21 protein-coding genes are annotated in these 21,280 nt (G+C 72.2%); 14 read left to right on the top strand and 7 right to left on the bottom strand.

The window, feature by feature from the left end; genetic code table 11:
• Positions 1–70: 70 nt before the first annotated feature.
• The 3 genes from argJ (at position 71) to AB9M23_RS11375 (ending at position 3,582) form a co-directional block, all read left to right on the top strand.
• Positions 71–1,309, top strand: a complete 1,239-nt coding sequence (argJ, locus tag AB9M23_RS11385) for a bifunctional glutamate N-acetyltransferase/amino-acid acetyltransferase ArgJ (RefSeq protein WP_372424655.1) — start codon at positions 71–73, stop codon at positions 1,307–1,309.
• Between the two features lie 217 nt (positions 1,310–1,526).
• On the top strand, positions 1,527–1,709 hold the full coding sequence (locus AB9M23_RS11380; RefSeq protein WP_372424726.1) for a hypothetical protein: 183 nt from the start codon (positions 1,527–1,529) through the stop codon (positions 1,707–1,709).
• A gap of 223 nt (positions 1,710–1,932) precedes the next feature.
• The gene (locus AB9M23_RS11375; RefSeq protein ID WP_372424725.1) at positions 1,933–3,582 is read left to right on the top strand and encodes an electron transfer flavoprotein-ubiquinone oxidoreductase; all 1,650 of its coding nucleotides are present in this window, start codon (positions 1,933–1,935) and stop codon (positions 3,580–3,582) included.
• Between the two features lie 108 nt (positions 3,583–3,690).
• Here the strand turns inward: AB9M23_RS11375 and gmk are convergent, their stop codons facing one another.
• Positions 3,691–4,389 (bottom strand): guanylate kinase, encoded by a 699-nt coding sequence (gene gmk, locus AB9M23_RS11370; RefSeq protein WP_372424654.1) that lies wholly within the window; start codon positions 4,387–4,389, stop codon positions 3,691–3,693.
• Positions 4,390–4,393: 4 nt separating this feature from the next.
• The gene (locus AB9M23_RS11365; protein WP_372424653.1) at positions 4,394–5,278 is read right to left on the bottom strand and encodes a YicC/YloC family endoribonuclease; all 885 of its coding nucleotides are present in this window, start codon (positions 5,276–5,278) and stop codon (positions 4,394–4,396) included.
• A 166-nt stretch (positions 5,279–5,444) separates the two neighbouring features.
• Between AB9M23_RS11365 and AB9M23_RS11360 the strand changes: the two genes are divergently transcribed.
• Positions 5,445–5,654 (top strand): hypothetical protein, encoded by a 210-nt coding sequence (locus AB9M23_RS11360; RefSeq protein WP_372424652.1) that lies wholly within the window; start codon positions 5,445–5,447, stop codon positions 5,652–5,654.
• 32 nt (positions 5,655–5,686) lie between these two features.
• Positions 5,687–5,965, top strand: coding sequence for a hypothetical protein (locus AB9M23_RS11355; protein WP_372424651.1), 279 nt, complete (start codon positions 5,687–5,689; stop codon positions 5,963–5,965).
• Between the two features lie 13 nt (positions 5,966–5,978).
• Here the strand turns inward: AB9M23_RS11355 and AB9M23_RS11350 are convergent, their stop codons facing one another.
• Positions 5,979–6,275 carry a hypothetical protein gene (locus AB9M23_RS11350; protein ID WP_372424650.1) on the bottom strand — a complete coding sequence of 99 codons (297 nt, stop codon included), beginning with the start codon at positions 6,273–6,275 and terminating at the stop codon, positions 5,979–5,981.
• A gap of 308 nt (positions 6,276–6,583) precedes the next feature.
• Here AB9M23_RS11350 and AB9M23_RS11345 point away from each other — a divergent pair, with 308 nt between their 5' ends.
• From AB9M23_RS11345 to AB9M23_RS11325, 5 genes are all read left to right on the top strand, one after another.
• Entirely contained in the window at positions 6,584–7,780 is a 1,197-nt protein-coding gene (locus tag AB9M23_RS11345) for a lytic transglycosylase domain-containing protein (protein WP_372424649.1), read from the top strand.
• Between the two features lie 278 nt (positions 7,781–8,058).
• The gene (locus tag AB9M23_RS11340) at positions 8,059–8,550 is read left to right on the top strand and encodes a PAS domain-containing protein (protein WP_372424724.1); all 492 of its coding nucleotides are present in this window, start codon (positions 8,059–8,061) and stop codon (positions 8,548–8,550) included.
• A gap of 182 nt (positions 8,551–8,732) precedes the next feature.
• Positions 8,733–11,429 carry a bifunctional acetate--CoA ligase family protein/GNAT family N-acetyltransferase gene (locus AB9M23_RS11335; RefSeq protein ID WP_372424648.1) on the top strand — a complete coding sequence of 899 codons (2,697 nt, stop codon included), beginning with the start codon at positions 8,733–8,735 and terminating at the stop codon, positions 11,427–11,429.
• A 271-nt stretch (positions 11,430–11,700) separates the two neighbouring features.
• Positions 11,701–12,996: a sulfite oxidase gene (locus AB9M23_RS11330; RefSeq protein WP_372424647.1), complete on the top strand. Its 1,296-nt coding sequence runs from the start codon at positions 11,701–11,703 to the stop codon at positions 12,994–12,996.
• Positions 12,997–13,097: 101 nt separating this feature from the next.
• Positions 13,098–13,517 carry a hypothetical protein gene (locus AB9M23_RS11325; protein WP_372424646.1) on the top strand — a complete coding sequence of 140 codons (420 nt, stop codon included), beginning with the start codon at positions 13,098–13,100 and terminating at the stop codon, positions 13,515–13,517.
• 279 nt (positions 13,518–13,796) lie between these two features.
• Here the strand turns inward: AB9M23_RS11325 and AB9M23_RS11320 are convergent, their stop codons facing one another.
• On the bottom strand, positions 13,797–14,678 hold the full coding sequence (locus AB9M23_RS11320) for a transglutaminase family protein (protein ID WP_372424645.1): 882 nt from the start codon (positions 14,676–14,678) through the stop codon (positions 13,797–13,799).
• A gap of 134 nt (positions 14,679–14,812) precedes the next feature.
• Between AB9M23_RS11320 and AB9M23_RS11315 the strand changes: the two genes are divergently transcribed.
• A complete protein-coding gene (locus tag AB9M23_RS11315) occupies positions 14,813–15,709 on the top strand; it encodes a transglutaminase-like domain-containing protein (RefSeq protein ID WP_372424644.1) in 897 nt (298 codons plus the stop codon).
• Between the two features lie 104 nt (positions 15,710–15,813).
• On the opposite strand, the gene AB9M23_RS11310 is transcribed toward AB9M23_RS11315, so the two are convergent.
• The 3 genes from AB9M23_RS11310 to AB9M23_RS11300 all read right to left on the bottom strand — a co-directional run bounded on the left by AB9M23_RS11310 (position 15,814) and on the right by AB9M23_RS11300 (position 17,347).
• Positions 15,814–16,110, bottom strand: a complete 297-nt coding sequence (locus AB9M23_RS11310) for a hypothetical protein (RefSeq protein WP_372424643.1) — start codon at positions 16,108–16,110, stop codon at positions 15,814–15,816.
• A gap of 6 nt (positions 16,111–16,116) precedes the next feature.
• Positions 16,117–16,491, bottom strand: a complete 375-nt coding sequence (locus AB9M23_RS11305) for an HWE histidine kinase domain-containing protein (protein WP_372424642.1) — start codon at positions 16,489–16,491, stop codon at positions 16,117–16,119.
• Positions 16,492–16,612: 121 nt separating this feature from the next.
• Positions 16,613–17,347 (bottom strand): Crp/Fnr family transcriptional regulator, encoded by a 735-nt coding sequence (locus AB9M23_RS11300; RefSeq protein WP_372424641.1) that lies wholly within the window; start codon positions 17,345–17,347, stop codon positions 16,613–16,615.
• Between the two features lie 155 nt (positions 17,348–17,502).
• Here AB9M23_RS11300 and AB9M23_RS11295 point away from each other — a divergent pair, with 155 nt between their 5' ends.
• The 3 genes from AB9M23_RS11295 (at position 17,503) to AB9M23_RS11285 (ending at position 21,134) form a co-directional block, all read left to right on the top strand.
• Positions 17,503–17,745, top strand: coding sequence for a hypothetical protein (locus AB9M23_RS11295; RefSeq protein ID WP_372424640.1), 243 nt, complete (start codon positions 17,503–17,505; stop codon positions 17,743–17,745).
• Between the two features lie 82 nt (positions 17,746–17,827).
• A complete protein-coding gene (locus tag AB9M23_RS11290; RefSeq protein WP_372424639.1) occupies positions 17,828–18,916 on the top strand; it encodes a glycosyltransferase family 4 protein in 1,089 nt (362 codons plus the stop codon).
• Between the two features lie 19 nt (positions 18,917–18,935).
• Positions 18,936–21,134, top strand: coding sequence for an amylo-alpha-1,6-glucosidase (locus tag AB9M23_RS11285; protein WP_372424638.1), 2,199 nt, complete (start codon positions 18,936–18,938; stop codon positions 21,132–21,134).
• Positions 21,135–21,280: the final 146 nt, after the last annotated feature.

The raw sequence follows: 21,280 nt of genomic DNA, 5'->3' as shown, positions 1-21,280 counted from the left end.
TTTCCCCTCGCGCGGCGGCGGCGGGTGCGCTAGAAGCGCGCCGTCCCCGCTCGACGACCGGATCCGCGCCATGGCCACGCCCGTCTCCCCCCTCGCCCCCGCGACGCTCCCGACGCTGCCCGAGATCGCGGGCGTGCGCCTCGCCACGGCCGCGGCCGGCATCCGCTACCGCGGCCGCACGGACGTGCTCTTCGTCGGGCTCGACGCCGGCACCGCGGTGGCCGGCGTCTTCACCCGCTCGAAGTGCCCCTCCGCGCCGGTGGACTGGTGCCGGGCGAACCTCGCGGGCGGGGCGGCACGGGTGCTCCTCGTGAATTCCGGCAACGCCAACGCCTTCACCGGCCGCAAGGGCGCCGACGCCGTGGCGCTTTCCGCCGAGATCGCCGCGCGCGCCGCCGGCTGCGCGCCGGCCGAGGTGTTCGTCGCCTCGACGGGCGTCATCGGCGAGCCCCTCGACGCGACCAGGTTCGAGGGCGTGCTGCCCGATTGCGTCGCGCGCGCCGAGGGCGGCGCTGCGGCCTGGGAGGCGGCGGCGCGGGCGATCATGACCACCGACACCTTCCCCAAGCTCGCGACCCGCACGGTCGCGCTCGACGGCGTGTCGGTCACGCTCAACGCCATCGCCAAGGGCGCGGGCATGATCCAGCCCGACATGGCGACGATGCTCGCCTTCGCCTTCACCGACGCGGCCGTCGCCGCTCCCGTGCTCCAGGCGCTGCTCGCGGCGGCGACGGAGCGCTCGTTCAACTGCGTCACGGTCGACGGCGACACCTCGACCTCGGACACGCTCGTCGCCTTCGCCACGGGCAAGGCGCCGATGGCGCCGATCGTGTCGGCGGACGACCCGCGCGCCGCCGTCCTCGGCGCGGCGCTCGAGGACCTGCTCGTCGAGCTCGCCCAGCTCGTCGCCAAGGACGGCGAGGGCGCGCGCAAGTTCGTGACCGTGCGGGTCTCGGGGGCGGTGGACGACGCCTCGGCGAGGCGCATCGCCTTCTCCATCGCCAACTCGCCGCTCGTGAAGACCGCGATCGCCGGCGAGGACGCGAACTGGGGGCGCGTGGTGATGGCGGTCGGCAAGGCGGGCGAGCCGGCGGACCGCGACCGGCTCTCGATCGCCTTCAACGGCGTGCGCGTCGCGCACGAGGGCGCCCGCGACCCCGACTACTCCGAGGAGGCCGCCTCCGCGGCGATGCGCCACCCCGACATCGAGATCGCGGTCGCGCTCGGGCTGGGCGAGGGTGCGGCGCGGGTGTGGACCTGCGACCTGACCAAGGCCTACGTCGAGATCAACGGCGACTACCGCTCCTGAGCCGGATCGTCGACGCGCGGCGCGAACGTCGTCATGGTCCTGCACGCCCCACACCCCCGGCCCCTCTCCACGAGGGAGAGGGGAGACCCGCTCCTGAACCGCGCTTGCACGGCGCGGCGCTTTGCGCCAAACACGTGCGCGCACGCGCCGTGCCCTCCGGAGATCCCCCTTGGCCAGCAAGTCCAGCTCCCGCAACCTGCTCACCGTCGTGTCGGTGATGATCCTCGTCGGCGTCGAGGTGTTCGGCGTCGCGCTCGCCGCCGGCTGGGCGATCGCGGGTCTGTTCGAGCTCGGCGACACGGTCAGCTACGTGCTGATGGCGCTGTTCAGCGTGCTGGGCCTTTGGCTGATGTGGGCCTTCTGGAAGAAGGCCGTCGAGGTCGAGCCCGTGACGGGCTGACGCCCGCCCGCACGCTTGCTCCGGGCTCGAAAGGTTCGTATCTGAACCGTGCCGCCCGTGCGCCGTTCTCATTCTGGTGCAGCCATGCTTCGCATCGCCGGCCCGGGCACCCGTGCGCGCGCCGGGACGATGCGCCAGCCGAGGGAGTGAACGCGTGAGCGACAACGACGCCCCGAAGACCGCGGCCGAGGAGACGGCGGAGAACCTGCCCCACCGCGAGGCGATGGATTTCGACGTCGTCGTGGTCGGCGCCGGCCCCGCCGGGCTCGCGACCGCCATGCGCCTCAAGCAGCGCGCGGCCGAGGCCGGCGCGGAGATCTCCGTCGTCGTGGTCGAGAAGGGCGCGGAGGTCGGCGCGCACGTCCTCTCGGGCGCCGTGATCGATCCCTCCGGCCTCGATGCGCTCGTGCCGGATTGGCGCGAGGATCCAGAGCGGCCGCTCGACACCGAGGTGACGAAGGACGAGTTCCTGTTCCTCGGCCCCGCCGGCGGCGTGCGGCTGCCGAACCTGTTCATGCCCTCCCTGATGTCGAACCACGGCAACTTCATCGGCTCGCTCGGCCGTGTCTGCCGCTGGCTCGCCCCGCGCGCGGAGGCGCTCGGCGTCGAGATCTACCCGGGCTTCGCCGCCTCGGAGGTGCTGGTCGAGGACGGCGAGGTGGTCGGCGTCGCCACCGGCGACCTCGGCATCACGCGGGAGGGCGAGCCCGGCCCGAACTACACCCGAGGCATGGAGCTGCGTGCGAAGTACACGATCTTCGCCGAGGGCGCGCGCGGCAACCTCGCCAAGCAGATGATCAACCGGTTCGGCCTGATGGAGGGCCGCGAGCCGCAGAAATACGGCATCGGCGTCAAGGAGCTCTGGGAGGTCCAGCCGGAGAAGCACCGCGCGGGCCTCGTGCAGCACTCCTTCGGCTGGCCGCTCGACAACCGCACCGGCGGCGGCTCGTGGCTGTATCACTACGGCGAGAACCTCGTCTCCGTCGGCTTCGTCGTGCATCTCAACTACGAGAACCCGACGCTGTCGCCCTTCGACGAGATGCAGCGTTTCAAGACGCATCCGCTCATCGCCGAGACCTTCGAGGGCGCCAAGCGCATCGCCTACGGCGCGCGGGCGATCGTCGAGGGCGGCTGGCAGTCCGTGCCGAAGCTCTCGTTCCCCGGCGGCTGCCTCGTCGGCGACGCGGGCGGCTTCGTCAACGTGCCGCGCATCAAGGGCTCGCACAACGCCATCCTGTCGGGCATGCTGTGCGCCGACCACGTCTTCGAGGCGGTGCGGGCGGGGCGCGGCCACGACGAGGTCGCCTCCTACGAGGAGGCCTGGCGCGCCTCCGCGGTGGGCGAGGACCTCTACCGCGTGCGCAACGTCAAGCCGATGTGGTCGAAGTACGGGACGGCGCTCGGCGTCGCGCTGGGCGGGCTCGACATGTGGACGCACCAGATCATGGGCTCGTCCTTCTTCGGCACGCTCCCCCACGGCAAGCCGGACCACGAGTGCCTGAAGCCGCTCTCCGAGGTGAAGCCGAAGACCTACCCCAGGCCCGACGGCGTGCTCACCTTCGACAAGCTCTCCTCCGTGTTCCTGTCGAACACGAACCACGAGGAGGATCAGCCGAGCCATCTCGTGCTGCTCGACCCGAAGGTGCCGGTGGAGCACAACCTGCCGAAATACGGCGAACCGGCGCGGCTCTACTGCCCGGCGGGCGTCTACGAGATCGTCTACGCCGACGCGGACGCGAAGACGGAGCCGAAGTTCGTGATCAACGCCCAGAACTGCGTCCACTGCAAGACCTGCGACATCAAGGACCCGACGCAGAACATCCGATGGGTGACGCCGGAGGGCGGCGGCGGGCCGGTCTATCCGAACATGTGAGAATGGGCGGGGGGCCGGTGCTTCCTCGCCGTAGGGGAGGAGTCCGCGCCTCGGCGCGGACGGCGGGCCGTTCGAGAGCAGGGCGGGCCGCCCCCGCTCTCTCCCCGCTCACCCCTCCTCCGCCAGCACCTCCGCGAGGTCGCGCGTCAGCGTGTCGATCAGCGGGGCGAGGCTCTCGCGCCGCGTGCGGCGCACGCGCTCGGCCTTGAGGATCGCTTCCAGGTCGTGGAAGGTGCGCTCCAGGTCGTCGTTGACCAGCACGTAGTCGTAGTCACGCCAGCGCTCGATCTCGCCCAGCGCCGTGCGCAGGCGGCGGCGGATGGTGGCGTGGTCGTCCTCGGCGCGGCGCGCGAGGCGCTTCTCCAGCTCTGCGATGGAGGGCGGCAGGATGAACACGCTCGCCACGTCCGGCCGCATGGTCTCGTAGAGCTGCAGCGTGCCCTGGACGTCGATGTCGAAGAGGATGTCGCGCCCCTGCCCGAGCGCGGCCTCCACCGGCGCGCGGGGCGTGCCGTAGTAGTTGCCGTGCACCTGCGCGTGCTCGAGCAGCTCGTCGCGTTCGCGCATCAGCAGGAAGTCGCGCTCGGAGATGAAGCGGTAGTGCACGCCGTCGACCTCCGAGGCGCGGCGCGGGCGCGTCGTCACCGAGACCGACATGGTGATGTCCTTGTCGGTCTGGAGGAGGAGCCGCGACAGCGTCGACTTGCCCGCGCCCGAGGGCGAGGCGATGATCAGCATCACGCCGCGGCGGGTACGCTCGCGCGGGGCGCTCTCGGGCTCGATGGTCTTGCCGGTCTCGGGGGCCATCCCGTCACTCCACGTTCTGCACCTGCTCGCGCAGCTGATCGACGACGTGCTTGAGAGCGAGCCCGATCCGCGAGAGCGTCGGGTCGTTCGCCTTGGCGCACAGGGTGTTGGCTTCGCGGCCGAATTCCTGGGCGAGGAAGTCGAGCCTGCGCCCGACGGCGCCGCCCTCGGCCAGCAGGGCACGGGCCTGGGCCACATGGGCGGAGAGCCGGTCGAGCTCCTCGCGGATGTCGGCGCGGGTGGCGAGGAGCGCCGCCTCCTGGTGGAGCCGCGCCGGGTCGAGCCCCCCATGCGCCGCGACGAGCGTCGCCACCTGCGCCGAGAGCCGCTCGCGGATCGCCTCCGCTGTGCGCCCCGGATGCGCCTCCGCCTGGGCGACGAGATCCGCGATGGTGGCGAGATGACCCTGGATCACCGCCTCGAGCGCCGCGCCCTCCTCGCGGCGCGCGGCGGCGAGCGCCGCGGCGAGGCGCGGCAGGGCGGCGCGCAGGTCGGCCTCCAGCGCCGCGGGGCTCGCCGCGGCCTCGCCCTCGTCGAGCTCGATCACGCCGCGCACGGCCAGCAGCCCGTCGAGCGAGGCCGGGGCGACGCCCTCGGGCACCCGCACCTGCGCGAGCGCATCGAGCAGGTTCTGGAGAATCTCGCGGTTGACGCGCACGGTCGGCGCCCCGGCGGCGCGCTGGAGCGACAGCGACAGCTGGACCTGCCCGCGCGCGAGCGCCTGCGAGAGCACGCGACGCGCCTCCTCGCCGATCGCGTCGAAGCCCGGCGGCGTGCGCGGGCGCACGTCGAGCCCCCGCCCGTTCACGGACTTCGCTTCGAGCGCCCACGCGGTCGCGCCCGTCGTCCCGGCCTCGCGGGCGAATCCCGTCATGCTGGCAATGGCCACGCGCGCATCACTCCGTTCGGTCCGGCGGCGCGCGGACCATAGGCGTGCCGGACGCGCGGAACAAGACGCGCGCCACCGCCGTCCCCCGTCGGATGGGGCGTCCTTGACAGGACGCCGACGGCAACGAGATAGTGCAAATCGGTCGATGGGCGACGGAGAGGTGGAAATGGCGCGGGTGCACGGGGAGCGGCGGACGGCGGTATTGCCACGGGCGCTGCGTGCGGCGATCGGCTTCGGCGGCCTCGCTCTCGCGGGCGCGGGTACGGTCGCGCACGCGCTCTCGCTCGCCTACCCGGAAGGCGCGCAGGCGTCCGTCTTCGCGGCTGGAGCGATCCTGGGGCTCGTACTAGAGTTCCGTGTGGCGCGCGAGCCGTGATTCCCGCAGATCACTCCGAGCTGTTCACCTGGATGCTCGCCATCACCGCCGGCTACGTAGCGGTCGGATACGCGATCGAACTGATCCGTAGCAGCCGCATGAGCAAATCCGCAGGCGGGAAGTCCCTTGGTGGGGGACTGAAGCGCGTCTTCGACGGCCTGACGCTCGCAGTCTCGATCCTGCTGCTGGTAGGGGTCGTCTATCCTTCGGTCATGGCGTTGATCGGGGACACGCGGCTGTTCGCGATCGTGGCCGGGCTCGCGGGTGTCCTCTATTCCCTCCACGCCTTCGTCCCCGAAGACCTCGCCTGAAAGCCGGCGCGGCTCACCCCGCGGCGTGCCGTTCCCATTCCTCGAACAGGTAGAACCCGTTCCAGCGGGCGAGCACGTCGGCGGCGCGGGTGTCGAAGCCGCGGGGCGCCGGCGTCTCGCCGTCCAGGCGGCCGACGAAGGCCCAGTCCTGCGCGACGATGAAGGCGGGGACCGCGCGGTCCTCCGGCACGGCGCAGCGCAGTTCCTGCGCGTCGCGGCGCATGAAGACGTTGAATCGCGCCGACGGGCGCCCGACGGAGTTCGGGGGCGCGAGTGCGGAGGGCGCGGGCGCGACGGTGTCCGTCATCATGCTGCTTCTCCCCTGCGACCGGCGGCGGCGCGGCGCGCGCCGTCACCACGACCTCGGCGCGTTCTACCGGCGCTCCGCGGCTTTTCGATGACGCGGCGGACCGTCGCACGCACGGACGGCCACGCTGACCCATTGCCGCCGGATTGAAGGTGGAAGCGTGCCTCAGCGATCAAGAGCGCCGAATCGCGGCGCATACTCGTCGAGGGGGTGGAATGACGCAGGCGATCACGGCGCGGCTCGACGCGTCCGCGGGCATTGCCGCGAGCGGGTGCACGCAGGTGGGTCACTCTGAAACGCGGTCGGGGCGGATGAGTTCCCCCCCGATCGACGCGACGACCGGCACCGCCCGGTCCACCCGCCGGGTGGTCGCGGCGCTGAGCCTCGGGCTCTGCGCCAATCTCCTCGTCGTCGACGGCGCCCGCGCGCCGATCGCCGGCATCGCCGCCGCGGTCGCGAGTCCCGGGCCCTGCTGCGTCTCCGGATTCGCACCGCTCGCCCTCGCATCGTCCGGCCTCGAAGCGCTGCGCGCGCGTCTCGCCGCCGCGACGCCGCGGGCGACGCATACCCGCCTCGCGGTGCAGGTGGCCGACGCGGCGCCGGCGGTGGCGATCGCGAAGATCGCGACGCTGAAGCACGCGATCTCGCAGGAGAGGCGGACGGTGCGCTTCGGCGCGATGCGCGTCGAGCGCTGGATCGTCACCGCCGTGCAGGCCGCCTCCGCGCGCACGGGCGCCGACCCGGTCTTCATGCTCGCGCTCGCCGACAAGGAATCGAGCCTGCGGCCGGGGGTGGGCGCGAGCACGTCCTCGGCGCAGGGCCTGTTCCAGTTCATCGAGCAGACCTGGCTGCAGGTCGTCCACGCGTTCGGCGCCGAGCACGGGCTCGCCGAGGAGGCCGCGGACATCGTCAAGCGTCCCGACGGGCGCTACGTCGTCGAGGACGCGGACCGTCGCGAGGAGATCCTCGCGCTGCGCGGCGATCCGCTGCTGTCGGGCCTCATGGCCGGTGAAATGCTCGCCCGCGACCGGGCGCGCATCGAGGCGACGCTCGGGCGGGGGCTCGCCCCGCACGAGGTCTACATCGCCCATTTCCTCGGCCCGGGCGGCGCGGAGCGCTTCCTCGCGCTCAAGGACGCGAGCCCGGACGGTGCCGCGGCCGAGGCCTTCGCCGCCGCCGCGCGGGCCAACCGCGCCATCTTCTACGAGGGCGGCAACCGCCGGCGCCCGCTCAGCGTGGCCGAGGTCGACGCCCGCTTCTCGGCGATGATCGGCGCCCGCATCGACCGCTACGTCTCCGTCGACGGGCGCTCCGAATCCGCCCGCGCCCGGCGCCTCGCGCGCCTGCTCGAGCACGGCAGCGCCGTCTACGCGCGGCTCGATGCGGACGAACCGGAGGCGACGGACGCCGGCCCGGCGCGCGAGAACGACGCGCTCGTCCTCGCCACCATCGCCGGGGACGCGGGCGAGACCGTGCCGCTGCCGCCGCGTCCCCGCCGCGGCGGCTGAGGCGGGCGAGACTCCCGGCGGCGGGGCTCCGTCGCGCCCGCGTTGATCCAGATCAGGGCGCCGCACCCGGCCGCCGGCCTAGCCTTCCCCGCACGACAGGCCAGGGAAGGTGACCGCTCGTGCTCGCGACGCCAAGACACTCGACGCCAAGACACTCGACGCCAAGACGCTCGACGCCAAGACGCTCGACGCCCAGCGACTCGGCCGACCGCGCTCCGACCGACCGCTCCGGGCGACGCCTCGATCGCGTCGTCGCGCCGAGCGGCGTCGAGCGGACCCTGCCGCCGGGCGAGATCATCGTCACCAAGACCGACCCGAAGGGCCGGATCACCTACGCCAACGCGACCTTCCTCGCGATGGCCGCGCTCGACGAGGCGCGGGCGATCGGCGCGCCGCATTCGATCATCCGCCACCCGGACATGCCGCGCTGCGTGTTCGCCCACCTGTGGCGGGAGATCGAGGCGGGCCGCGAGGTGTTCGCCTACGTGAACAACCTCGCCGCCGACGGTGCGCATTACTGGGTCTTCGCCCACGTCACGCCGAGCCGGGACGCCGCGGGCCGCCTGGTCGGCTACCACTCGAACCGCCGCGGCGCGTCGGCCGCCGCCCGCGCGGTGATCGAGCCGCTCTACGCCGAGCTCCTCGCGATCGAGCGTGCGCACGCGAGCCGCCGGGACGGGCTCGCGGCCTCGCAAGCCGCCCTCGCGGCGCGGCTCGACGGACTGGGGACGAGCTACGAGGAACTCGTCCTCTCGCTCGTGCGCCTGTGAGCACGGGCGACGGCGCGTCGCACGGGCGTCGTCGAACCATGCTCCATCGGCTGCGCTTGACCTTCCGCCGGTCGCGCGTCTCCCATCAGGGACCCGTTCTCGTCGACCCCGTTCTCGCCGACCGCGTTTCCGCCGACTCGGCGCGCCGTGCGCCCGCGCCGCGCCCGCAGGAGAGCCCGACCATGAGCACCTGGAATCTCGACAAGCTCTTCGCGCCCCGCTCCATCGCCCTCGTCGGCGCGAGCCCGCGGGAGGGCTCTCTCGGGCGCACCGTGCTGCGCAACCTCGGCCGTGCGGGCTTCGCCGGGCCGATCACGCCGGTGAACCCGCGCCACCGCGAGATCGACGGGCGGGCCTGCGTCGCCCGGCTCTCCGATCTCTCCGAGGTGCCGGATCTCGTCGTCGTCGCCTCCCCGCCCGCCTCCGTGCCGGGCGTGATCGAGGACGCCGGGCGGATCGGGGCGGGCGCCGCCATCGTCATCACCGCGGGGCTCGGCCACGGCCCTGGCTCGCTCGCCGAGGACGCGCGCCAGCGCGCGCGCCGCTACGGCCTTCGGATCGTCGGGCCGAACTGCCTCGGCGTCATGGCGCCGCGCGCCGGGCTCGACGCGAGCTTCGCGGCGAACGCGCCGCTCGCGGGCGATCTGGCCCTGATCTCGCAGTCGGGCGCCATCGCGGCGGGGCTCGTCGAATGGGGCCGGCAGCGCAACGTCGGCTTCTCCGCCGTGGTCTCGCTGGGCGACAAGGCGGACGTCGACTTCGGCGACTGCCTCGACTGGTTCGCCGCCGACCGGCACACCCGCGCCATCCTGCTCTACGTCGAATCGATCGGCGCGGCGCGCAAGTTCATGTCCGCCGCCCGCGCGGCCTCGCGGGCGAAGCCCGTCGTGGTGATCAAGTCCGGTCGCCACGCCCAGGGCGCCAAGGCGGCGGCGACGCACACGGGCGCGCTCGCGGGCTCCGACGGCGTCTACGACGCCGCCTTCCGCCGCGCCGGCCTGCTGCGCGTCTACGACCTCGACGAGCTCTTCGCCGCGGCCGAGACTCTCGGGCGCCAGAAGCCGTTCCAGGGCTCGCGCCTCGCGATCCTCACCAACGGAGGGGGCGTGGGCGTGCTCGCCGTCGACCGGTTGATCGACCGCGGCGGGACGCTCGCCGAGATCTCGGAGGAAACCGGCGCGGTGCTCGACGCGATGCTGCCGCGGACCTGGTCGCGGGCGAACCCCGTCGACATCATCGGCGACGCCGACGCGCGCCGCTACGCCGGCGCGCTGGACGCCCTCCTGAAGGACCCGGCGAACGACGCCGTCCTCGTCCTCAACGTGCCGACCGCGCTCGCCTCCGCGCCCGCGGCGGCGCAGGCGGTGGTCGAGACCGTGGCACGCGACCGAGAGACGGCGTTTCGCCGCAAGCCCGTCTTCGCCGTGTGGATCGGCGAGGACCCGGAGGCGGGGCGTGCCTTCGAGGCCGCGGGCATCCCGCACTACGCCAACGAGGCGGACGCCGTGCAGGGGTTCATGCACCTCGTGCGCTGGCGCGAGGCGCAGGACATCCTGATGCGCACGCCCGCCAGCCTGCCGCAGGACTTCGCCCCCGACCGCGCCGCCGCCCGCGCCATCGTCGAGCACGTCGTCGCCGAGGGGCGCACCTGGCTCGACCCGATGGAGGTCTCGGGCCTGATGCGCGCCTACGCCATCCCCGACGCGCCGGTGACGCTCGCACGCACGGCGGAGGAGGCCGGCGCCGCGGCGCGGCCCTTCGTCGAGGCGGGCGGCACGGTCGCGGTGAAGATCCTCTCCCCCGACATCGTCCACAAGTCCGACATCGGCGGCGTCTCGCTCGACCTCACCAGCGTGCAGGCGGTGGAGGAGGCGACCCGCGACATCCTCGCGCGCGCCGCGCGGCTCAAGCCGCAGGCGCGGATCACCGGCGTCACCGTTCAGCCGATGGTGCGCAAGCCCAAGGCCCGCGAGCTCATCGCCGGCATCGCGCACGACGACACGTTCGGGCCGGTGATCGTGTTCGGCCGCGGCGGCACGGCGGTGGAGGTGATCAACGACAAGGCGCTCGCCCTGCCCCCGCTCGACATGAACCTCGCCGCCGGGCTGATCTCCCGCACCCGCGTCTCGCGGGTGCTGGCGGCCTACCGCGACGTGCCCGCCGCGGATCTCGAGGCGGTCCAGCTCGTCCTCGTCAAGCTCTCGCAGCTCGCCGCCGACCTGCCGGAAGTGCGCGAACTCGACATCAATCCGTTCCTCGCCGACAAGGACGGCGTGATCGCGGTGGACGCCCGCGTCGCGGTGGCGCCGGTGAGCGGCCGGCGGGCGAGCGCTCCGCACGCGAGCTTCGCGGTGCGGCCCTACCCCATCGAGTGGGAGCGCCGCCTTCCGCTGCCGGACGGGCGCGAGGTCTTCGTGCGCCCGGTCCGCCCCGAGGACGAGGCGCTCTTCCTCGCGTTCTTCGAGCGCGTCACCGACGAGGACCTTCGGCTGCGCTTCTTCGCGCCGGTGAAGGACTTCTCGCATTCCTTCATCGCGCGCCTCACGCAGATCGACTACGCGCGCGCCATCGCCTTCGTGGCGATCGACCCCGACACGGGGGAGATGATGGGTGCCGTGCGCCTCCACGCCGACGCCAACCACGAGAGCGGGGAGTACGCGATCCTGCTGCGCTCCGACCTCAAGGGCATCGGGCTCGGCTGGCGGCTGATGCAGCTGATGATAGAATGGGCGAAGACGGAGGGCCTCGCCCACGTCGAGGGCCAGGTGCTGCGCGAGAACCGCACCATGCTCGAGATGTGCCGTCAGCTCGGCTTCGCGATCCGCGCGGACGCGGACGATCCGGACCTGAAGGTGGTACGTCTCGATCTGGAAGCGTAACCATGGCGCGCATCGTCGGCGGCGATTTACGGATGCGAGCGCGACGACCTCGTGGCGTACCGCGTCTCGGTTGCCCTTTGCTCCGTCGACCCCATAGATAAAATCCCCACGGCTCGCGGCAAGAGTTCGGCAACTCCAGATGAAGTCTGGGGACCGCGAAAAACCGGCCGATGAATTCCTTCCCTTGCATGGGTACTGCTCCGGGGTTACGCTACGCAGTACGAGCGTGCGTCGCTCGGCCAGACGACAACGAGAGAACGGAGGAACCGGCATGCTCGACGATGCTTCCACCAAAGCCCCGGGCCAGGCGGCCGCGACGGCGGCAGGCGAGACGGCCGGTCCCGGCCGGCGCGGGTTCCTCAAGGGCGCGGGGCTGACCGCGATGGGCGCGCTGCTCGGCACCGCGATTCCCTTCGGCCGCAACGCGCCCCCCGGCTTCGTGCCCGTGGCGCTCGCGCAGGATTCCGGCCTCGGCCTGATGGATGGCAAGCAGGGCCTGACGCTGCTCAACGATCGCCCGGTCAACGCCGAGACGCCGCCGCACCTCCTCGACGACGACGTCACCCCCTACGAGCGGATGTTCGTGCGCAACAACGGCCTCGTGCCCCAGCACGCCATGGACATGGACGCCGAGGGCTGGACGCTCACCATCGACGGCGAGGTCGAGAACCCGCTGACGCTGACGATCGCCGACCTGCAGAACGACTTCGAGACCGTCACCGCCCCGCTGTGGGTGGAGTGCGGCGGCAACGGGCGCGCCTTCTTCCAGCCCGGCGCGTCGGGCAACCAGTGGACGGTCGGCGCGGTCGGCTGCCCGGAATGGACGGGCGTGCGCCTCAAGGACGTGCTCGAGCGGGCGGGCGTGAAGTCGACCGCCGTCTATACCGGCCACTACGGCAACGACGTCCACCTCTCCGGCGACCCCGAGAGGGTGGTGATCTCCCGCGGCGTCCCGATCGAGAAGGCGCTGGCCCCCGAGAACCTGATCGCCTGGGCGATGAACGGCCAGCCGGTGCCGGCGATGCACGGCTTCCCGTTGCGCCTCGTCGTCCCCGGCTTCCCCGGCTCGGCCTCGCAGAAGTACCTCACCCGCATCTGGGTGCGCGACCAGGAGCACGACGGCTCCAAGATGACGGGCTACTCGTACCGGCTGCCGGCCTACCCGGTCGCGCCCGGCACGGAGGTGCCGGAGAGCGACATGGTCGTCATGATGGAGATGCCGGTGAAGTCGCTCGTCACCTTCCCGGCGACGGGCGCCGAGGTGGCCGCCGGGCGGCCGACCGAGGTGCGCGGCCACGCCTGGTGCGGCAAGGGCGACGTCGCGGCCATGCACGTCTCCCTCGACTTCGGCCAGACCTGGCAGGAAGCGGAGCTGATGGCGCCGCCCAACCCCTTCGCCTGGCAGCGCTGGACGGCGAGCGTCACCCCGCCGGAAGCGGGCTACTACGAGGTCTGGGCGCGCGCCACGGACAAGGACGGCAACATGCAGCCGCCGGTCGTGCCCGGCTGGAACCCGCGGGGTTACGGCAACAACATGATGCACCGCATCGCGCTGTTCGCCGTCTGATCGCGGCCGGCTCGACGCCCGCCCTCGCGCCGGGCGCCCGCGACCGCGGGCGCCCGGCTTCGTCTCGACTCCCGCTCCGCACACGCCGAGAACGCAGACCCATGCCCAGCCACCTTCGCCGCGCGACCCGCGCGACCGCGCCCCTCGCCTGTCTCCTCGCCCTTCTCCTGGTCCCCGCCGGCCTCGCGGCCCAGGGCTTCGACCCGATGCGGCCGGGCGGCGGCGGGTTCGACCCGATGATGCCGGGCGGTGGCCGGGGGCCGGCCCCCGCGCCGGCCGACGACGTGCCGCGCAACCCGGACTTCGCCGACCTGCCCGACACGCCCGGGATGGAGGACACCTACTACCTCTGCTCGGCCTGCCACTCCCTCGACATCGTCACCCAGCAGCGCCTCACCGACGCGCGCTGGGACTACACCTGGACCTGGATGGTCGAGCAGCAGGGCATGGCCGAAATGGACGACGAGACGAAGGAGACGATCCTCTCCTATCTGAAGCGCCACTTCTCCTCGGAGCGCTGATGCTCGAAGCGCCGATCGGCGCGCCGGCTCCAGTCCGCGTCTTGCCCCGGCGCTTCTGTCCGGCGCGGTGCCTCGTCGCAGGTGTCGGCCGACGTCGACTGCGTGAACCGGAACCGCGTGAGTGCTTGTGGGGCACGCCGCTCGACGGACGGGAGCGGGCGCTGGTCGCCTTCACGATCTTCGCCTCCACTGCGACCCACGGGGCAACCGCGTGGATCGCGGTCGATCGCGTCGTCGGACGCCCTTCGACCGAGCCTCCGCCGTGACCGCCGGCGCCGATCACGGCGTTCGCGCCACCGACACCCGGACGTCCATGCCCGTGCAGGACGCTCCGCCGACGGGCGTGAAGGTCCCGCTCACCGGCAGCGCCTGGGCGGGCGTGCGCGTGGTCGCGACGCGGATCAGGTTGCGGCCGGCGACGATGCGGTTCGTCGGGTCGAACTCGATCCAGCCCGCCCCGGGCAGGAAGACGTCGGCCCAGGCATGGGTCGCGCCGCCTCCCGTCAGTGCCGGGCCGCGCGAGGCATCGGCCGCCGGATCGTAGAGATAGCCGGTCACGAAGCGGGCGGCGAAGCCGAGCGACCGCGCCGCCTCCATGAACAGGAAGGCGAAATCCCGGCAGGTGCCGCTGCCGGCGGCGATCGTCGAGGCCGGGGACTGCACGCCGCGCTCCTCCCGCCGCCGGTAGGCGAAGGCGCGATGCACGGCGTCGCCGAGCGCGTCGAGCACCGCGAGGCTGCCGCTCGGCAGGGCCGGGAGCATCGTCGCGATCCAGGCCGAGACGGCCGCCGCGTCCTGCGCTCGGTCGATCGTCAGGAGCGGGGCGAGGTCGACGCGCTCGTCGACGTCGTAGCGCACCGGATAGGCCCCCGCGTGCAGCGCGATGTGCGGCAGCGGTTCGTCGCGCCCGTAGCGTCGCAGCAGGAGCTCGCTCGAGACCACGAGCTCGTCCGCCGCCTCGCGGAACGTGAGCAGCGCCACCGAGTTTCCGAACGTGTCGTAGGACCAGTGCATGTCCGCCGGCGGCGAGACCGACAGGCTCGAATCGAGGATGCGCATGTCGTGGCCGTCGCGGGGACGCAGCATCAGGTGATGCGGCCCGAATTCGACGGCGCGATCGTAGGTATAGCGCGTCAGATGGCTTATGCTCAGCGTGCTCAACGGGCGAGTGTCCTCGGTCTCGACGCGGGACGGGGCGCGTCGCGACGGTCCGGACGCGGGCGCGGCTGCGCCATCGACGATCTCCGGCCCCTGCAGACGGTCGCGCACGATATCTCGAAAGCAGGATGGTGGCGATGTTCATTCGAATCGGGTTCGAGATCGGCCTGACGTGCGAGACGGAGACGACGCTGATCCTGGCGCTGTCGCCCCATTCCAGCTATGCGGGCCGGGTCGTCGGCTCCGACCGGCTGCGAACGTCTCCCGACCTGCCGGCGCAGGACATCGTCGACCCGTTCGGCAACCGGCTGACGCGCCTGAAGGCGCCGCCGGGGGCGCTGACGATCGCCTCCGACTGCATCGTCGAGGACGACGGCGCGCCCGATCCCTACGACTGGAACGCGCGCCAACACGACATCATCGACCTGCCGCCCGAGACGCTGCCCTTCCTCACCGCGAGCCGCTACTGCGAATCCGACGCCATCCGCGACGAGGCGTGGGCGCTGTTCGGCTCCACCCCGCCCGGCTGGGCACGGGTGCAGGCGATCAGCAATTTCGTGCACAACCACCTCACCTTCGGTTACGGCTTCGGCCGCCCGACCAAGACCGCGGGCGACGCCCTGCGCGAGAAGACCGGCGTCTGCCGGGACTTCGCCCATCTCACCGTGGCGCTGTGCCGGGCGATGAGCATCCCGGCGCGCTACGCGAGCGGGTACCTGGGCGACATCGGCGTCCCCCCCTCGGGGCCCGGCGACTTCTGCGCCTGGACCGAGGTCTATCTCGGCGGGCGCTGGTTCACCTTCGACGCGCGCTACAACACGCCCCGGATCGGGCGCGTGCTGATGGTCCGCGGGCGCGACGCCGCCGACGGCGCCATGATGACGAGCTACGGCGCCTACGACCTGACCTCGTTCCGGGTCTGGACCGACGAGGTCGAGGACGCCTCCGACGCCGCGCTGATCGATCTCCTGCGGCACCGCCCCGACGCACCGGCGCTGACCCTCGCGCCGACGGCGCCCCGACCCGCCGCGTGACGCGGCGGGGGCCGTGCGGTCGACGATGCCTGCGGAGGGATCGCGGAGGTCGAGCGAGGGCCCGCGATCGTCCGTCCGCGGCAGCATCCGAGCTCTCCCGTTCTTCAGGGTACCGGGACCTCGAGTCGATAGAGCAGGCCCTCTCCCGTGAGGGCGAGCTCGGCCTTCCCCCTCAGCTGCGCCGGTGCGGCACGCCTGAGGAGAACCGACCCGAAGCCATCGTCCGAGAAGACCGAACACGCGTTCGCGAGGGTGGTGTGCTCGCGCCAGCGGAACTCGAGCATGTCGGCGCCCTCCAGCCGCGAAACGCTCCAGGCGACCTCGACGCGTCCCCCTTTCGCAGCCAAGGCACCGTGCTTGATGGCGTTGGTGGCGAGTTCGTGGACGATCAGGCCGATCATGCGCGCCTACTCCGTCCGTACGAGCACGCCGGGTCCCCGCACCTCGATCTGCTCGGCGTAGGTTTCGTGATAGGCGGCGAGCTGCGTCTCGACGATGTGCCCGAAGTCGACGCTGACCGCCCAGTCTTCGGTCGTCACCTGACGCAGAGCCGAGCCCATCGCGGCGATCCGTCCGATCAGTGCCTCGACGTAGACCTCGACGTTGGTCGTCTCACCGGCCGTGCGCCGGGCCACGGCCTGGAGCGTGGCGAACAGGTTGCCGAAGCGGTGCGCCGCCTCCCGCGCGACGACGCGCAGGCGATCCTTGGCCGCCTCGGCCTCCGAGGTACGCTCGGCGAGGGTGCGCTCGAGCTCGGCTCGGGACAGCTCCAGCGCTCTCACCCGGATCGCTTGGTGCGCGATCGTCGTGCGCGGATCGTCGCGTGCGGATCGTCGCGCGCGGGACCCGTTCGCGTGGCGGTCGGGGTGGGTCGCCGCGCCGCCGAGGACCCGGCGCCCGCGGTCATCTCAGCAGCGGTCGTTCCTGGTCGAGATAGGCGGGATCGAAATCCGCCAGCGCGACGAGGCCCCTGTAGTCGTCGAAGACGACCATTCCGTCCCTGAAGGTGACGAGTCCCTGCTCACGCAGCTGACGCAGGACGCGATTGATGTGCACGGCGCTCAGCCCGAGCGCATCGGCCAGCAGATATTGCGTCAGCGGGCAAGCGTATCGCGCCTTCGTGCCCATGCCGACCAGCGCGAGCCGCGCCCCGAGTTCCAGGAGGAAATGCGCCACGCGCTGCGGCGCGGCCCGTCGCCCCAGCCCCGCGAGGTGCTCGACCACCATGGCCTCGTCGCGTGACGCCGCCCAGAGCACCGCCGTGGCGAGCCGGGGCGTGTCGGCGAACGCCGCGAGGAGGTCGCCGGATGGAACCTCGCAGATCTCGATGTCGGTGATCGAGTCGATGCCGTGGTCCGAGGTGTGCAGGAGCGTGCTCCGCAGCCCGAGGAAGTCGCCCGGGATCTGGAAATCCACGATCTGACGTGAACCGTCCCGCAGTGTCTTGTACGAGCACACCCAACCGGACACGAGAATGTACGCCGCCTGCTCCGACTGACCCTGATGGACGATCTCCCGTCCCGCCGCGACGGGGCGGCGGCGCCGCTGCAGGCGCTCGAGGACCGCGAACTCCGCGTCCGATAGGGCCACGAAGCAACCGAGCTTGCGGGCCAGAGGGCTCGTCACCTGCGCAATCAAGGCTGCCTCCCGTCATTGCCACCCTGAAGGCGGATTGCGGCGTGGGCACTGCTTCAAATCAGTCCACCGGCCTCGAAAATACTCCAAGGTGCTTTTTTTCCCGAGGGCCACGCCGGCGGCTCGGGAGATCGCCCGTCAGCCGAAGGAACGCACGCATGCCGACCATCAACGAATTGTCGGGGGTCGCGGCGCTGTCGATCTGCGAATCGCTCCTGCTCGCGATGAACGACGGCAAGCTCCTGTCCGAACCCGAGATCATGGGGATTCTGAAGGACGCGGCGGCCACGCACGAGGGCGCCATCGGCTCCGGCGGCGACGACGAGACGCATCGCGGCGTCGCGGCCCTGATCGACCGGATCATCGCCGGCGGCAACTCCGTGCGGCGTCCGGCGGGGTGAGCCGCGACCATTATCCCGCGCCCACGGCCGCCTTCGGCCGAGCCGCCCCGCCGCGGCTCCCAAGCATGAGGACCTCACGCCCATGAAGATCGCACAGGTCGCGCCGTTGAGCGAGAGCGTACCGCCGAGGCTCTACGGCGGCACGGAGCGGATCGTGTCCTATCTCACGGAGGAGCTCGTACGCCTCGGCCACGAGGTCACGCTGTTCGCCTCGGGCGATTCCGTCACGAGCGCCGAGCTCGTCGGATGCTGCCAGCGGGCGCTGCGTCTCGATGCCGGCGTGCGCGACCAGCTGCCGCATCACCTCCTCATGCTCGAGCGGGTCGTCGGCCGCGCCTCCGGGTTCGACGTCATCCATTTCCACGTCGACCTGCTCCAGATGCCGCTCGTGCGCGCCTTCGCGAGTTCGACCCTGACCACGGTGCACGGGCGCCTCGACCTGCCCGATCTCCTGCCGTTCTACCGCGTGTTCTCGCAGGCGCAGCTCGTCTCCATCTCCGACGACCAGCGCGGGCCGCTGCGCTTCGCCAACTTCGTGCGTACGATCCAGCACGGGCTGCCCAGCGACCTCCTGCCCTTCGTGGCCGAGCCGCGCGGCGGCTATCTCGCCTTCCTCGGCCGGATCTCCGAGGAGAAGCGCCCCGATCGCGCCATCGAGATCGCGACACGCGCGGGCCTGCCGCTGAAGATCGCCGCGAAGATCGACCGGGTGGACGAGGCCTATTGGCGCGAGACGATCGCGCCGATGATCGCGATGAACCCCAACGTCGAGTACGTCGGCGAGATCGGCGAGCGCGAGAAGGCCGCCTTCCTGGGCAATGCGCGTGCGCTGCTGATGCCGATCGACTGGCCGGAGCCCTTCGGGCTCGTGATGATCGAGGCGATGTCCTGCGGCACGCCGACGATCGCCTTCCGCCGCGGCTCGGTGCCCGAGATCCTCGAGGAGGGGCGATCGGGCTTCATCGTCGAGGACGTCGCGGAGGCGGTTCGCGCCTGCGCACGCGTCGATGCGCTCCCCCGCGAGGAGGTGCGCGCGGCGTTCGAGGAGCGCTTCACGGCCTCGCGCATGGCGAAGGACTATCTCGAGGTCTACCGCACGCTCGCGCGCGGCACGTCGGCGGCCGTCCGGCCGGTCGACGCCGTCCTGCAACCGCCGCACGCGCTCTCCTGAGCGGGATGGATCGCAGATCATGACCTCTACGACCGAGCCCGGCACCCGCGAGGGCGCCGAGCGGATCGCCCCGCACTACGCCGTCGTCGCGCACGGATCGCTCGGGGAGCGGCGCGCCCGCATCCTCAAGTCCGGCGACACCTTCGCCGTGCTCGACCCGAGCGGCGACGTGCTCTCCGGGCGCGACAGCTCCGACGGGCTGTTCCACCGCGACACGCGCCACCTCTCCCATCTCGATCTCACGATCGCCGCCGAGCGCCCGATCCTGCTCTCCTCCGTGATGCGCGACGACAACGCCTCGCTGACCTGCGACCTGACGAACGGCGACCTCCAGGACGCCGATGGAGTCGTCGTGCTGGAGCACGACCTCGTGCACGTGAGGCGCAGCAAGTTCCTGCACGGCGACGCCGCCTACGAGCGGATCGGCGTGCGCAGCTTCGCCGACCGGCCGCTCACGCTCGAGATCGCCCTGCGCTTCGCGGCGGACTTCGCCGACCTCTTCGAGGTGCGCGGCGCCAAGCGCGCCCGCCGCGGTCGGTATCTCGCACCGGAGGTCGGCGCCGACACGGTGCGCCTCGTCTATGTCGGGCTCGACGAGGTCGCACGCACGACGCGGCTGCGCTTCGCGCCCGCGCCCACGACGCTCGGTCCGGACCGGGCGACCTTCACCGTGGCACTCCAGCCCGGAGGGCAGGCGGTGCTGAATCTGGAGGTCGGGTTCACCGAGACCGCGCCGGCGGCGGCGCCGGAGGTGCGGTTCCGCACCGCCGCGCTGGAGGCGCGCCGCGCGCTCCGGCGCGCGTCCTCACGGGCCGCCTCGGTGGCGACGTCGCACGAGCAGCTCAACGGCGCCCTGCGGCGCGCGACGTCGGATCTCGCCATGCTGGCGACCGACACGCCGCACGGCCCCTATCCCTATGCCGGCACCCCCTGGTTCTCCGCCGCCTTCGGCCGGGACGCGCTGATCACGGCCTTTCACATGCTCTGGCTCGACCCCGCGGTCGCCGGGGGCGTGCTGCGCTTCCTCGCGGCGCATCAGGCCGATCGCGAGGACGCGGCCTCGGACGCCGAGCCCGGAAAGATCCTGCACGAGATGCGCTACGGCGAGATGGCGGCGCTCGGCGAGGTGCCGTTCCGCCGCTACTACGGCACGATCGACGCCACGCCGCTCTTCGTCATGCTCGCCGGCGCCTACCTCGCGCGCACGGACGACGTCGCCACGATCCGCACGCTCCTGCCGGCCATCGAGCGCGCCCTCGCCTGGATCGACGACTACGGCGACCGCGACGGCGACGGCTTCGTCGAGTACGGGCGGCGCATGCACAGCGGCCTGCAGAACCAGGGCTGGAAGGACAGCCACGATTCCATCTTCCACGCGGACGGCGGCTTCGCCGAGGGCCCGATCGCGCTTTGCGAGGTGCAGGCCTACGTCTACGGCGCGAAGCGCGCGGCCGCCGACATCGCCGTTCGCCTGGGCGACGACACCCGCGCGAAGCGCCTGGGCGGCGAAGCCGAAGCGCTCGCCGCGCGCTTCGCGGACGCGTTCTGGTGCGCGGATCTCGGCACCTACGCCATCGCCCTCGACGGCGAGAAGCGGCCCTGCCGCGTGCGTTCCTCGAACGCGGGCCATGCGCTGTTCACGGGGATCGCCTCCGAGGCGCACGCGGCGGACGTCGCGCACACGCTGATGGGGGAGGCCTCGTTCTCCGGCTGGGGCGTGCGCACCCTGGCGCGCGGCGAGGCGCGCTACAATCCGATTTCGTACCACAACGGTTCGGTCTGGCCGCACGACAACGCGCTGATCGCGACCGGGCTCGCGCGCTACGGCTTCCGGCACGAGGCCGCCCGCATCCTCGACGGCCTCTTCCACGCGTCGACCTACATGGATCTCCAGCGCCTGCCGGAATTGTTCTGCGGCTTCGCCCGCCGGCCCGGGCAGGGGCCGACGCTCTATCCCGTCGCCTGCCTGCCGCAGGCCTGGGCGGCTGCGACCCCCTTCGCGCTCATCGCCGCCTGCCTGGGCCTGCGGATCGATCCGCGCGGGCAGGTCGTGCGCCTCGATCGCCCGATCCTGCCCGCGTTCCTCGACGAGATCGTGGTTCGCAACCTCTCCGTCGGTCCCGGCCGCATCGATCTCGCCGTCCGGCGCGCCGGCGCGGAGGTGGTGGCGCATGCGCAGGCCCGCACGCCCGGCGTGCGCGTCGAGGTCGCGACCTGATCCCGGGAGCCCCGCCGCCCGCGGGGCGGCATCGACCCCGCCCGACGCGTCGCGACGGGGCTGTCGTACTGGTAGGCCATTCCGGCTACTCGGACGCTCCCACGACTGCGGAGCGCTCGTCGGCTTCCGCCGGGAGGTCCGGCGCG

It is taken from the genome of Salinarimonas chemoclinalis (assembly GCF_041514305.1).
Lineage (GTDB): Bacteria > Pseudomonadota > Alphaproteobacteria > Rhizobiales > Beijerinckiaceae > Salinarimonas > Salinarimonas chemoclinalis.
This window is presented reverse-complemented; position numbering and strand designations above follow the sequence as displayed.

What these genes read in the sequence shown, in the direction of transcription:
- argJ (WP_372424655.1), top strand. Translation starts at nt 71, where the DNA reads ATGGCCACGCCCGTCTCCCCCCTCGCCCCCGCGACGCTCCCGACGCTG.
- AB9M23_RS11380 (WP_372424726.1), top strand. Translation starts at nt 1,527, where the DNA reads ATGATCCTCGTCGGCGTCGAGGTGTTCGGCGTCGCGCTCGCCGCCGGC.
- AB9M23_RS11375 (WP_372424725.1), top strand. Translation starts at nt 1,933, where the DNA reads ATGGATTTCGACGTCGTCGTGGTCGGCGCCGGCCCCGCCGGGCTCGCG.
- gmk (WP_372424654.1), bottom strand. Translation starts at nt 4,389, where the DNA reads ATGGCCCCCGAGACCGGCAAGACCATCGAGCCCGAGAGCGCCCCGCGC.
- AB9M23_RS11360 (WP_372424652.1), top strand. Translation starts at nt 5,445, where the DNA reads ATGGCGCGGGTGCACGGGGAGCGGCGGACGGCGGTATTGCCACGGGCG.
- AB9M23_RS11355 (WP_372424651.1), top strand. Translation starts at nt 5,687, where the DNA reads ATGCTCGCCATCACCGCCGGCTACGTAGCGGTCGGATACGCGATCGAA.
- AB9M23_RS11350 (WP_372424650.1), bottom strand. Translation starts at nt 6,275, where the DNA reads ATGATGACGGACACCGTCGCGCCCGCGCCCTCCGCACTCGCGCCCCCG.
- AB9M23_RS11345 (WP_372424649.1), top strand. Translation starts at nt 6,584, where the DNA reads ATGAGTTCCCCCCCGATCGACGCGACGACCGGCACCGCCCGGTCCACC.
- AB9M23_RS11335 (WP_372424648.1), top strand. Translation starts at nt 8,733, where the DNA reads ATGAGCACCTGGAATCTCGACAAGCTCTTCGCGCCCCGCTCCATCGCC.
- AB9M23_RS11330 (WP_372424647.1), top strand. Translation starts at nt 11,701, where the DNA reads ATGCTCGACGATGCTTCCACCAAAGCCCCGGGCCAGGCGGCCGCGACG.
- AB9M23_RS11325 (WP_372424646.1), top strand. Translation starts at nt 13,098, where the DNA reads ATGCCCAGCCACCTTCGCCGCGCGACCCGCGCGACCGCGCCCCTCGCC.
- AB9M23_RS11315 (WP_372424644.1), top strand. Translation starts at nt 14,813, where the DNA reads ATGTTCATTCGAATCGGGTTCGAGATCGGCCTGACGTGCGAGACGGAG.
- AB9M23_RS11310 (WP_372424643.1), bottom strand. Translation starts at nt 16,110, where the DNA reads ATGATCGGCCTGATCGTCCACGAACTCGCCACCAACGCCATCAAGCAC.
- AB9M23_RS11295 (WP_372424640.1), top strand. Translation starts at nt 17,503, where the DNA reads ATGCCGACCATCAACGAATTGTCGGGGGTCGCGGCGCTGTCGATCTGC.
- AB9M23_RS11290 (WP_372424639.1), top strand. Translation starts at nt 17,828, where the DNA reads ATGAAGATCGCACAGGTCGCGCCGTTGAGCGAGAGCGTACCGCCGAGG.
- AB9M23_RS11285 (WP_372424638.1), top strand. Translation starts at nt 18,936, where the DNA reads ATGACCTCTACGACCGAGCCCGGCACCCGCGAGGGCGCCGAGCGGATC.